Below are 13,128 nucleotides of genomic sequence, written 5' to 3'. Positions count from 1 at the left end.
TCCTGAATTCTGACTTCTGAATTCTGATTCAAAAATCATTTCTTACAATTGTGTTAAATCAATAACTTTATCAATGCGAAAGTTATTAACCCAATCAGACAGAGTGTTTCTCAAAAGAGCAGATTCTTCAGGAATTTGCTCAAGCAAGCTAAAAATCAGCTTTTCATCAGTACACAGTGCCGCTTGGTGGAGCTGTGCTACCCATTCAATAGGCATCTGAGCCAGCATCTCTTCTAATGATAAAATTTTCAGGTCGGAATTTTCGGCAAATTCGTCTTTTTGAAGGGGTTTCTCTGCATATACATAGCGCACCCCTAAATATTTAGACATCATATTTAAGATTACTTCCTCTCGGAACGGCTTACGTACAAAATCGTTGCAGCCAGCCGATAAAACCACAAACCGTTCCTCATCAAAAGCACTAGCAGTTAGAGCAATAATCACAGTAGCTTGACCTTTTAAAGTAGCTCTAATTTGTTTAGTCGCTTCATACCCATCCATTACAGGCATCCGCATATCCATCCAAATCAGTTGTGGTTCCCAAGTTTCCCAAAGAGTCACCCCTTCTTGACCATTTTCTGCATGACGTACCTCGAAGCCAAGCGATACTAGCATCTTGACTAAGAGTTGGCGATTTTCCCATTTATCTTCAACTACTAAAATCCGGTATTTTGGTTGATTAGGCTCTAAACCAATTACTCGTCGTTTTAGCTGTAGAATTGGAGCTTCAGCTACTTCTGCTAGACTAATTTGGAGATCGAAAGAAAAAATCGTTCCTTGTCCCAAAGTACTGCTAACAGTAATACTTCCCCCCATTAGATGCACAAATTGTTGGCTAATAGTTAAACCCAAACCTGTTCCTTGCTGAGATTTTCGACCTGCTTCTGTTTGAACAAAGGGTTTAAACAACTTTTCAATTTCGGCAGGTGCAATCCCTGTCCCAGTATCTTCAACTTCAAAATGAAGCCAGAAGAATGAAGGGCGAGAGTTGCCTATTACTTGTGTGCCTTCTTGTTGCTGTAGTTTACTTTCTTCTTTCATTCTCACTCGTAAACTGACGCCACCTTCTTGAGTAAATTTGATAGCATTACCAAGGAGATTAATCAATATTTGACGCAATTTACTTTCATCTGTATGCACATATCTAGGAACTTCCGGTCTACGTTCAAACATCAACTGTAAACCTTTGGATTCCGCTTTAATTTGAAACATCTCTTCAAGTGAATCAAGTAGAGTGTACAAGTCAAAGCTATTGTTATTCAATGTCGTTAAACCCGCCTCAATTTTGGACATTGACAACACATCATTAATCAAGGTAAGCAAATGTTCTCCACTGCGACTGATAATTTCTAAATGTTCCAACTGAGAAACATTGATAGAAGAATCGCGCATCATTAGCTGAGTAAAGCCAAGGATGCTGTTGAGAGGAGTACGAAGTTCGTGACTCATGTTTGCAAGAAATTCGCTTTTGGCACGGTTGGCAGTTTCGGCTTCTTTGGCTTTTAGTTCTAATCTATGGCTATAATTCTCTAACTGTTCGCCAGAAATTTTTAACTGTCGCGTTAGCCAAGACACTCCAATCAATAGAAATCCCATTGATAAGAATCCTACTAGCATCATCGTTCCTGCTAATCGTTGAGCCGGCGCAAAGGCTTCTTCCTGGTTCATCTCCACCATTAAGGCTAGGTCTTGGTCATTGAGCCAGTGATATACCCCAATTACTAACACTCCAGCATAGTTTGGATAAAGTCCTTGACCACTAATTCCACCCATTGCTGCATCAATACCTTGGCTACTAACTCCTTGAGAAAAGTCCGGTGTTTTATCTTTCTCTTTAGAAATAAAAGCGTTTTTAGTTACTAAAGAACCAACTAAATAAGTTTCTCCGCTCTTACCTAAGCCTGTACGTTCCCGGACAATTTGATCTATTCTGCCTAAATTTAGATCGGCTAAAAGGACACCCTGGCGTACCTTGGCTGCATCACGTAGAGGGGTTGCAAAAGTCACTGATGGCTTACCAGTAATCGGTGAGGCATAAAAGATGGGGGCAAAAGAGTCTCCTGGCTGAATCTGTTCAATATAGGTGATGTTAGCTGAAATTTCATATTGACCTTCACGCTGTTTATTAGTAGATAAAATAATCCGATTGCTCCGGTCAAGAATGGAAATTTCTCCCAGACTTGGCTTGATTGTAGCCATGTTTGCAAGATAATCTGAGAGAACTTTGTAAGCTTTTCGATAATTTGCGTCGGCGGGTTTGGAATTTAAAAGGATTTGAAAATTATTTTGTACGTCTGGAAACTGAGTTACTAAGAGAAAGTCTCGTTCTTGATCTTCAAACCAACGGGTAATTTCTTCTTCTTTGAGAGTGGCAGCAGCACTGAGCCGTTCAAAAGCAGCTTGCTTCAAAGCTTCCCTCGCATTGATAAAAGCAAATCCTCCTACTACACCTACAGTTACCAAGGATAGGAATAAGAAGGAACTGGCAACTTTAATAGTTAGGTGCTGATTCCAGAAGTTCATATATTTACAACTTGTTTCTTATTCTAAAGATATTTATCTTTTTTATTATTCATCTATATAGGTTATTTCTTTAGTTAATATAAATAATTATTGATTACCATTGAGCAAAAATCTGTTTTATCTGCTTGATTGCTTCATCAGTTGCTTGCTCTGGAGAAATTTTATTTACAATTATTCGATTCAGAGCTTTTCCCCAGATATTCTCCTCTAACACTACGCTGTATGCCGGGTTTTGGACATAATAAAACAACCGCGTTGAACCTTCCGTCACCGTCTCAACCCCAGTTGAAATGTGTGGGTCAGCTGGGTTTTTCCAAAATGGGTCTTGCCAAAGTGTCTTGATGACAGGTAAATTACAACCTCCAGCAGCTTTCAGATACTTATCTATCACCTGTGATTGGGTGAGATATGCAAGAAAATCCAAAGCTTTTTTCTGTTGCTGGGAATCGGCGAATAAAACTGCTTGCCGAAGTGTGAGTAGATAACGCATTGGCTTGCCGTTGGGTTTGTTAGGAAATTTTAAAATACCAAGCTTATGGCGATAGGTGTCGGGATCTTGGCGCACAGAGCAAGGAATTGAGAGGGTGTTGTTAGGAGTCATCATCACCACACGGTTGAGCAAGCTGCGATTATTATCTGGATTTAACCAATTGAGTGCATCTGGTGGCACATAACCTTGTTGGTAAAATTTGGTATACCAATCTAATGCCTGGACAATTTTTTGTCTCACCTTTGGATCGTCGATCGCGAGTTTTCCTTTTGAGTCAAGAATTTGTATATCGTATGCTTCTAAAATATGCTCAAAAAAGATGTAGGTATCTGAAGCTCCAGTAGAAAAAGGAAAACCTAGTCCATAAATATGCTGTTTTTGCTGTTTTGCTCGCAGATCGTTCTGCACTTGTTTCCAAAATTCCCAAAAACCATTCCAATCTTTGGGGATATCGCTTTCACTGCGACCTATTTGCTTTAGCAAGTCTCGCCAGTAGAAAATGTGAACTGTTGCCTGATTGATTGGAACTGCATAGTAGCTTCGTTTTTTTGCAGCATTATTATAATAATTAACAGCTTGCAGGGCATATTCAGGATAAAGATTTTTGACTGGCTCAATTACATCCGTTACATCCGCTAGTTTCCCTTCCCAAGCCAAATGCGGATTCAACGCTCTCTCAGCGCCGTAACTCATCATGATATCGGGTGGATTACCCGCCTGAATAGCTCTACGCGCCTTCTGCGGTAACTCATCGCCGATATAGAAGGAAAGCTTGACTTGATTATTAGTTTGTTTTTCCCAGTTGCTCACTAACTGCTTGATTGCTTCATCCTCATCGACAGTAAAACCTTTATCCCACCAAATCTTTAAAACCGTGTTGTCAGTAGGGGAATGGGTGACTGAAGATTGTTTTAATTGAGAGGTGTTAGTACAAGCAATAATTATCAAGCTGAGTGTGAATACGATGAACACATATCTGCGATAATGGTAATATTGCGGCTGATTATGAAAGCCTTTAGCAATTTGACTAGCTTTTCTTTTAAATGTCATATTTAGTAAAAGCTTACTGCCATTGGTCAAAAATTTGCTTAATTCGGGCGATCGCTTCATCAGCTGCTTGCTCTGGAGAAATTTTATCTACAACAATTCGATTGAGCGCCTTACCCCAGACATTATCTTTTAAAACTAAGCTATAAGCTGGGTTTTGGACAAAATAAAATGGGCGAGTTTCTCTATTTAAAAATATATTAATGGCAGTCGAGAGATAAGGATCTTTGGAGTTTTTCCAAAAAGGATCTTCCCACGCCGATGTTAAAACTGGTAAATGACGGCCTCCAGAAGCCTTGAGATAATTTCCCATCACTTCTGGTTGTATTAAGTATGTAAGAAACTCCTTAGCTAGTTTCTGTTTCTGAGAATCAGCAAATAAAAACGCTTCCTTAACTGTAATTAAGTAGCGCATTGGCAAGCCATTGGGTTTATTGGGAAACTCTAAGATACCAAGTTTTTGATAATATGTATCAGGGTTTTGCCGCACAGCAGCAGGAATTGAAAGCGAGTTGTTAGGAGTCATCACCACGCTTTGATTGAGTAAGCTACGATTATTGTCTGGATTCAACCAATTTATGGCATCTGGTGGTACATAGCCTTGCTGATAATAATTTGTATACCATTTTAAACTGTTAATAATGCCTTGACGCACTTTCGGTTCGTCAAGGATCAGTTTATCCATAGAATCTAAAATTTGCACGTCGTATGCTTCTAAAATCTGCTCAAACAAGTAGTATGTATCAGCAGAACTAATACCGAAGGTAAATCCTAATCCATAAATATTCTGTTTTTTATCTGGTATTTGTTTTGTCCGCAAGTCATCCTGTATTTGTTTCCAAAGCTCCCAAAAATCATCCCAATTTATTGGTATATCACTTTCTTTACGACCTATTTGCTTTAGCAAATCTCGCCAATAAAAAATGTGAATAGTTGCTTGGCTCATTGGCAGAGCATAGTAGCTTCGCTTTTGATTAACATTATTATAAGACTGAACAGTTTTGAGGATTTTTGCTGGGTAAAAACTTTTAAGTGGCTCAATTACATCTGATACATCTGCTAGTTTGCCTTCCCAACTTAAACGAGGAATAATTTCTCGATCGGCAGTATAACTGGTAACAATATCAGGAAGATTACCAGCCTGAATTTCTCTTTGAATCTTCCGTGTTAGCTCATCTGTAGAATATAAAGAAAGTTTGATTTTGTTGCCAGTTTGTTTTTCCCACTGGCTAACTAGTTGCTTGAGAGCTTCATCCTCTTCCTGAGTAAACCCTTTATCCCACCAAATCCTTAAATCGGTAGTTTCACTAGATAACTTATTAAATGGGGAAGGGGAGGATTGATATGTGTTAGTGCAAGCAACAATTATCAAGCAGAAGATTAATGCGATGAGTGCGTAAGGGCGATCGCTAAAAGCTTTCTTAACTCTCTGCTGATTCTTCAAAACCTGAGTAATCTGACTGGCTTTTTTTCTGGACACCACACTTCTAAAGCTTATATTTAAACTGAATAGATACAGCAGAATTCAGAATTCAGAATTCAGAAGTCAGAATTTAGGAGTAAAACACGCTTTATATCTGAGTAACAGATTTAGCTTGTTTGCTTTACAACTTGAAATCTGCTGTATATTCAATTTAAGGCTTTTTGTCGATCTCTCAATAATTTACAAGCGATCGCTCTTAAAAGAGATGGGTAATTGCTTGCTTCTTGAACCGATTGGAGTAATTATTCAAATGCGAGGTGCTGAATATAACACCTCGCATTCTGAAGATTTCTATTTGACTATGGGGTTGAGGATTAAACAACTAGCAAGTTATTTTGACTTAGTGACACTCCACCAGATAGTTGGGCAAATTGTACCTGAGCAAATCCACCCGCACTGCCATCTTGGTCAAAATATAGCGCACCTGTAGCGTTGTTATAGATAAATCGCTGATTGCTCGTTGTTGCAGATGTTCCAAGGGTAAAAGAGCTAGCTGAGAGTAAACCTGATGATAACCCGCCACCAAAACCAGCAGCCGATATCTGAATCTGTTCATTAGTCGCGTTGAAGTTATAAATGGTATCAACGCCTTCATTGAAACTATTGAAAACAAAGGTATCAGTACCCGCTCCTCCATAAAGGTTGTCATTACCTTTGCCACCTTTGAAGGTGTTCTTCCCAGAAGCGCCAGAGGCTGTGAGAGTATCATTACCATCGCCTCCATCCAGTAGATTATTGCCTGATGAATAGTCAACAATCAAGCGATCGTTACCAGCACCACCATTGAGCGTATTATTACCAGAGACAGTATAAGCTCCATAAGAGGAATATAAGGAAGCTGAACCAGCGGCTGTGAGAGTATCATTGCCATCGCCCCCATTCAGTAGGTTATTGCCTGATGAATAGTTAATAACTAAGTTATCGTCACCAGCGCCACCATTGAGAGTGTTCTTACCAGAGATAGCATCGAGATCAAAATTGCCTCGGTAGTCGTCGTAGGAGCCAGAAACGTTCAGAGAATCATTATCATCACCACCAGAGAGCAAATTATTCCCATTTGAATAGTCAGCACTCAAATAATCCTTACCTGCACCGCCGAGAATCGTGTTATTTCCACGTCCCCCAGCCAGGGTATCGTTGCCATTGCTCCCTACAATCAAATCATCGTAGTTCGTACCTGAGATATTTAATTGTTCGATATTCTTGTAGCTAACCTGATTCGGGCCTGCTGTAATCGAACCAGCATTAGTAGCAGCATTGAATGTGGAAGTGATTCCCTGGCTGATGGAATAGTTATAGAAAGACAACAAATCTTCACCTTTGCCTCCATCTATAGTATCTTTGCCGCGATCGCCTCCGGTGAGTGTATCGTTGCCATTGCCCCCGACAATCAAATCATCGTAGGCTGTACCTGAGATATTTAATCGTTCGATATTCTTGTAACTAACCTGATTCGTGCCTGATGTAATGGAGCCAGTGTTAGTAAAAGCATTGAATGTCGAAGTGATTCCCTCACCCCCGCTAGAATTACTGTAATAATAACCTTCTAATAAATCATCACCTTTTCCGCCATCAATAGTATCATTGCCACTACTACTCCCGTAGAGCGAGATAGTATCGTTGCCATTACTCCCCACAATCAAGTCATTGTAGGCTGTACCTGAGATATGTAATCCTTCGATATTCTTGTAGTTAATCAGATCCGTGCCCGCCTTAATCGAGCCAGTGTTAGTAGCAGCATTGAATGTTGTTGTAATTCCCCCACTAGGATAGATATACGAAACGCTCAACAAATCGTTACCTGTTCCCCCATCTACTGTTTGAGTCGCTAAGGAAGGTGGAGAAGTATATAAGACGAAAGAGAAGGAATCATTACCATTCTCTCCATTGAAAATGTTATTACCAAATTTGCCCTCGGCTTTTTTGTCGTCGTAGTAGCCAGAGGCAAAGAAAGAATCATTGCCATCCCCCCCATTGAGAATGTTATCGCCCGTTGAATAGTTAACACTCAATTGATCGTCACCAGCACCACCATTGAGAGTGTTATTCCCGGAGGTAAAAGAGGCGGAATAATCGTATTCGCGAGAGGCGCTAAGAGAATCATTGCCATCTCCTCCATTCAGTAGGTTATTGCCTGTTGAATAGTTAGCATCTAATTGATCGTCACCAGCACCACCGTTGAGGGTGTTATTGCCATCTGTCTTAGACGCAGAGAGATTATCATTGCCATCGCCACCAGAGATTAGGTTATCGCCTGTTGAAGAGCTAGCACTGAATTGATCGTTACCAACACCACCGTCAAGGATGTTATCGCTTGTTGAATAATCAACATTCAAGTAATCGTTACCTTCACCGCCAAAAATTGTATCATTGCCATAATTTGAATCGTTGCCACTACTGCCTCCGAAGAGTAAATCGTTGCCATTGCTTCCGACAATAAAATCAGCGTAGGTTGTACCTCTAATTTCTAATTGTTCGATATTGGTGTAGTTAATCCGATTTGTGCCAGCCTGAATTGAGCCAGTGTTAGTAGCAGCATCGAAACTCGAAGTGATTCCTGTAGTAGCACGGGTGTAATATACAGACAAAGAATCCTGACCTGTTTCTCCATTTACACTTTGAGTCGTTAAGGAAGAGGGGGCAGTTTTTGAGGCGGACAAATGGAAGTCATCATTACCAGCGCCTCCATTTAGAGTGTTTCTACCCCGGACTTCATCTGCGTAAAAGGAATCATCGCCGTCTTTGCCTGAAACCGTATTGTTGCCAGCAGAATAGCTAATATCAAGATAGTCATCCCCTGCATCTCCACTGAGGATGTTATTTCCAGAAGAATAGGAAGCATCAAGGGTATCATTTCCCTCATCACCCCGCACCAAGTTATTACCAGTACCACCACGGAGAAAGTCGTTACCCGTACCACCACGGAGGGAGTCGTTATCCGTACCACCAAGGAGAGTATCATTGCCTGCACCACCAATGAGGGTATCATTTCCGGCATCACCGCTTAAAAGGTCGTTGCCATTTTTGCCATCGATGATATCATCACCCACTTTAGCGTTAATTGTATCTGCGTCCTGAGTACCCAATAGAGTATCTTTACCGTTGGTTCCAATGATATTCACCATAACTCTTACCTTCCTGAATCGATATTTTGAGTAACTTCAGCTATTAACTTGTTGTTAATGTTGTTTGAGGACACACGGAAATCGCCGAGAGTTGACGCTTTCGACATACTGTTATGCCACCCTTGATGGTTAGCATTTTCTCGAAGATTTATCCTATTGATGAGCTTGTAAGTAGGACTTATCTAACTGATTTGAAAAAGGCAGGAGATTCAAAGTTAAATTCTTTGCCTATTCCCTATTTCCTTTTTCATTTGTTATTTGCGTACCCGTTAATAATGCTAGTTAAGACTATCTAAGTCTTAGCATTGTACATATTTATGAGCGTGTATTTAGGAAAACAGATGGTTTCACACTTTTTTTATCATTCTCGATCCGCAGATCAACCCAGCCATCACTGACAAAGTGTCGAAAAATCAAGCTTGAATACCTAAAACCCACACTTCATATTTCTTCTCAAAGCGTAGCCCTACTGTGGTAAATATAGAGAATAATTCACTTTCGATAGGGAAATAATTTTTATGCAGTTGTTGTGGGCTATTGCCCGTAAGTGTGTAGCTTAAATATAGGGAACATCTAAATAACACTTTGATAACCATATCTGAAGATATACTGAGATGTCCACACTTAAAGACATATCTTTGCATACTCTTTACATTATTTGCCGATCGGTATAATCTCAGTATTTATCTTTATGTATTCTTCATGTCTTGAAAACCACTAATAACTCAGAATGCAGCAGCTAAACAGCAGCTAAACAGTTGTTTTATTTGCTCGTGTAGCGTGTCGTCGCCCTTAATAGACAAGCAAGCTGTAAGAGTTTTTGAAATCTAGGGTTATGCTGTGAGTTTATGACGATAAGTTACAGGAGTTGAAAGCGATCGCTCCAGAAGATTGTCACATTATCAAGAGCTACTTAGAGATAACCTCCACCAAACATACTCTCGTAGCGTAGGCGTAGCCCATCCTAACTATCGCCAAGAAACTACTGAGGACGGTGAATCTGAAACTGGATTATATTGGGAAGTTTTGGGCAAAAATAGATTTTTATTTAAAAAAACAGTCGTCAGGAAATGAAGGCGTATTAATATAGTAGATTTCTTTAACCACGCCAATTTGAAAAAAGAATGCAATATCAATATATAGATACAAGAGAGTGCGTGTTATGGTTAGCAAAAATTTTTTCAATTGGCATCAGTATAGTATTCATATAGATGACAGTAAAGGTCAACTATAGCAATCTGATTTGATTTCTGAGTTAATCGTAGGGACTGGGGACTGGGGACTGGGGACTGGGAAGAAGGAATAAAGCTGTACTGAGTTTTTTTCAAAAATCAAATATGAGTCCTATAGTACTTATAGATATATCAATTTATTCCTCTTCACTTCATTAATTCTTCATAAAATCAGTATTGTACACGTTTACAAACGTTTGTGTATTGATTTAACGTAGTATATGCTTCTTGTTTACAGCTATTTTCAGGTAAATAGACCACGCGGTAGGGGTACAAGGACTTGCGTCCCTACGACAGATATGATTCAAATACATGAAAACTGCTGTGATACCGTTTATTTGTGAAGCTGCATATAATTCACCCCCGATGGTATCTCTGCACGCGAACTGTTCGAGATCGTTATTCGGATAATGTAGGAACTTTGATGATTTCAAGGATCTGCGATCGCAAAAAACGAGATCGACGGTACATCACAGCCAACGCAAGGATTCTTTTAGATTAACCACCTTGTATGGTAAATTCTGAGCTTGATAAATAAATGTAAAGAAGAAGTTGGCATTGCATAAACTTTGCTTTCTAGCTTGATGAATTAACTAAGAAACTAAAAAGTTGAAGGTACAAGATTGAAAATATCTTGTTATCTCCTTAATTAGTTGCTTCAACAACATAGTTCTTCTAAAGGAGAAAAAATGAGTACATTAGAGCAAAGTCTTAGTCAATTCCGAGCTTTACCAAAACCAGAGTCATCTCGATTAATTGACTTTGAAGATGCAGAAATTCGTCCTGGTATAGTAAGTGACACATATATTTTAGTTGTCAGTGGAACGAAACCATACTTGAATTTGGAAGTGAATCTTGTGCCACTTGTATACGTCCAACAACCTGAATATTGGGGAGTGGAGGTCGTTGGTACTTTGCCCGGAATTGGACTACCAGCGATCGCACCTTATATAGTTTCTCTGCCAGTAGACGGCATTCGTGGCAAACAAGGTATTGAAGTTATTGGCGCTAATGGTTCCAAGCAACTACCTTTTCTAGATGTTAAGTATTCCTAATTCCCGACATGAATATGTGTAGAACCACCATCTTAAAAGCTGTTACAAAAGCTTAAAAACCGCCCGAAAATTTATTTTCAGGCTATTAGCTCAAGTTGGTTTAAACGGACTAATAAAGTATTTTTAGTTCGTTTAAACCAATTTTTGCTATTAGAGGTTGTTTGAAAAGTGGTTGGCTGTGATTTTAGGCACTTATTGATCCCCCCAACCCCCCTTAAAAAGGGGGGCAAAACCTTTCAAAGTCCCCCAATTTATCGGGGGATTTAGGGGGATCTAGAACGTTTTGCTACCAAGAAGAGGATTTTTCAAACAACCTCTAAGAGGTTGTTTGAAAAGTCTAATTTATTACTTGCCTCGGCGATTGGATGCTTTATGTCGGGGAACCCGCCCACCGCAGTGGCTTCGTGCCGCTATGTTAACGCGCTGCGCGTCTTGGTATCATTATAGACATCAATCGCATTTGCGAGGATGTTCTTGAAGAAGGCAGCTATGCTGGAGGCAGAGGTCACAAGTCAAAATTCCCTTCTGCCTTTCTTGATAATACTCAAAGAAGAAACTAAAGGAAAAGGTGAGAAAAAACCCACCTCTTAAGAATCGATATGATAGACAAGTAAACAAAACTTAAAAAATATTTATCGAATGGTAGATCAATCATCTGGCTTGTCCAAGGTCAAAGACTCAATAACACAAAAACTCTTCTTGGGTAATGAACCTAATGCGGAGTTAATTGCAATTCTCACCGTTTACTTTGTCCAAGGAATTTTAGGGCTATCGCGTCTAGCCGTTAGCTTTTTTCTCAAAGATGAACTACTCCTGAGTCCAGTCCAAGTATCGGCGCTATTGGGAATTGTCTTCCTACCTTGGATGATCAAGCCGGTGTTTGGTTTCATCTCTGATGGCTTGCCTATATTTGGCTATCGTCGCCGTCCTTACTTGATTTTATCCGGGATACTGGGAACTGCTTCTTGGATGAGTCTGGCCACAATAGTTCATACTAGCTGGGCAGCTACCTTAGCGATCGCTCTTGGTTCTCTTAGTGTCGCCATGAGTGATGTCATCGTTGACTCGTTGGTTGTAGAACGAGCCAGAGGCGAATCGCAAGCAAAAGCCGGTTCACTACAATCTCTGTGCTGGGGTGCTTCTGCGATCGGAGGTTTAATAACAGCCTACTGTAGCGGTCTACTACTTCAATACTTTACTACCCGTACCGTCTTTGGGATTACCGCTTTATTTCCTCTGATCGTTTCAGGAGTGGCTTGGTTAATTGCTGAGTCCCCCGTTAGCAAAGATCCTGAAGATAGTAATCAGACTAACTCTGTACCAATCAAACATCAACTGGAACAGCTACGCCAAGCCATTAGCCAAAAAACAATTTGGCTACCAACGGCGTTTATCTTCATTTGGCAAGCTACCCCAAATGCTGACTCAGCCTTTTTCTATTTCGCTACTAACGAACTCCACTTTGAACCAGAATTTTTGGGGCGAGTAAACTTGGTGGGAAGTTTCGCTTCTTTGGCAGGTGTTTGGATTTTTCAACGTTTCCTCAAAAGCATCCCTTTTCGCGTGATTTTTGCTTGGAGTACTGTCCTTTCGTCAATTTTGGGGATGACGATGCTGTTGTTGGTAACTCACACAAACAGGCTATTGGGTATAGATGACCACTGGTTTAGTTTGGGTGATAGCCTGATTTTGACTGTGATGGGGAAAATTGCCTTTATGCAAGTGATGGTGCTAGCAGCAAGGCTTTGTCCTTCTGGTGTGGAAGCGACATTATTTGCCTTGCTAATGTCAGTCTATAATTCAGCCGGAACGGTTTCCCATGCATTCGGGGCATTAATCACCTATTGGCTGGGGATCACCGCAACAAACTTTGAGTCACTTTGGCTCTTGGTGTTAATTACTAACCTCAGCACGCTGTTACCCTTACCATTTATCAAATGGCTACCTGCTGCTGAAGAGCAAACTGAGACACTCAAAGATGAGAAACAAGCGTTTTTGCCAGATTTGATGTCTGAGTTGGTACTGAGAGAACCAGAGTCGAAAATAGTCGAATAGTGTAATAAATCTCACGCCAATTCGAGCCAGTGTGCTGCCTTACCGTGGTAGCAACTGGCGTAGTAAAGTTGCAAAGAAATTATTTTAAGCAACTACAAATTTTTGTGCAAGGTAACAA

The 13,128-nt window shown here is 40.2% G+C and carries 6 protein-coding genes; 2 read left to right on the top strand and 4 right to left on the bottom strand.

Features of this window, described 5'->3' with window-relative positions; genetic code table 11:
* Positions 1-42: 42 nt before the first annotated feature.
* The 4 genes from RMY32_RS16965 to RMY32_RS16950 form a co-directional block, all read right to left on the bottom strand.
* The gene (locus RMY32_RS16965) at positions 43-2,523 is read right to left on the bottom strand and encodes a hybrid sensor histidine kinase/response regulator (protein WP_322712481.1); all 2,481 of its coding nucleotides are present in this window, start codon (positions 2,521-2,523) and stop codon (positions 43-45) included.
* A 94-nt stretch (positions 2,524-2,617) separates the two neighbouring features.
* On the bottom strand, positions 2,618-4,123 hold the full coding sequence (locus RMY32_RS16960; protein ID WP_409883248.1) for an extracellular solute-binding protein: 1,506 nt from the start codon (positions 4,121-4,123) through the stop codon (positions 2,618-2,620).
* Positions 4,077-5,540 (bottom strand): ABC transporter substrate-binding protein, encoded by a 1,464-nt coding sequence (locus RMY32_RS16955; RefSeq protein WP_322712479.1) that lies wholly within the window; start codon positions 5,538-5,540, stop codon positions 4,077-4,079. The genes RMY32_RS16960 and RMY32_RS16955 overlap by 47 nt, the downstream gene beginning before the upstream one ends.
* A 317-nt stretch (positions 5,541-5,857) precedes the next feature.
* Positions 5,858-8,668, bottom strand: coding sequence for a calcium-binding protein (locus RMY32_RS16950; RefSeq protein ID WP_322712478.1), 2,811 nt, complete (start codon positions 8,666-8,668; stop codon positions 5,858-5,860).
* Positions 8,669-10,589: 1,921 nt separating this feature from the next.
* Between RMY32_RS16950 and RMY32_RS16945 the strand changes: the two genes are divergently transcribed.
* Together RMY32_RS16945 and RMY32_RS16940 are read left to right on the top strand one after the other, a co-directional pair.
* Positions 10,590-10,955 carry a hypothetical protein gene (locus tag RMY32_RS16945; protein WP_322712476.1) on the top strand — a complete coding sequence of 122 codons (366 nt, stop codon included), beginning with the start codon at positions 10,590-10,592 and terminating at the stop codon, positions 10,953-10,955.
* Positions 10,956-11,594: 639 nt separating this feature from the next.
* Positions 11,595-13,010 (top strand): folate/biopterin family MFS transporter, encoded by a 1,416-nt coding sequence (locus tag RMY32_RS16940; protein ID WP_322712474.1) that lies wholly within the window; start codon positions 11,595-11,597, stop codon positions 13,008-13,010.
* Positions 13,011-13,128 lie beyond the last annotated feature (118 nt).

It is taken from the genome of Nostoc sp. ChiSLP03a (assembly GCF_034531215.2).
In the GTDB taxonomy this organism is placed as follows: domain Bacteria; phylum Cyanobacteriota; class Cyanobacteriia; order Cyanobacteriales; family Nostocaceae; genus Nostoc.
The sequence above is the reverse complement of the archived record's forward strand: the minus strand, read 5'-3'. Positions and strand labels throughout refer to the sequence as shown.

What these genes read in the sequence shown, in the direction of transcription:
- RMY32_RS16945 (WP_322712476.1), top strand. Translation starts at nt 10,590, where the DNA reads ATGAGTACATTAGAGCAAAGTCTTAGTCAATTCCGAGCTTTACCAAAA.
- RMY32_RS16960 (WP_409883248.1), bottom strand. Translation starts at nt 4,123, where the DNA reads ATGAAGCGATCGCCCGAATTAAGCAAATTTTTGACCAATGGCAGTAAG.
- RMY32_RS16965 (WP_322712481.1), bottom strand. Translation starts at nt 2,523, where the DNA reads ATGAACTTCTGGAATCAGCACCTAACTATTAAAGTTGCCAGTTCCTTC.
- RMY32_RS16940 (WP_322712474.1), top strand. Translation starts at nt 11,595, where the DNA reads ATGGTAGATCAATCATCTGGCTTGTCCAAGGTCAAAGACTCAATAACA.
- RMY32_RS16950 (WP_322712478.1), bottom strand. Translation starts at nt 8,668, where the DNA reads ATGGTGAATATCATTGGAACCAACGGTAAAGATACTCTATTGGGTACT.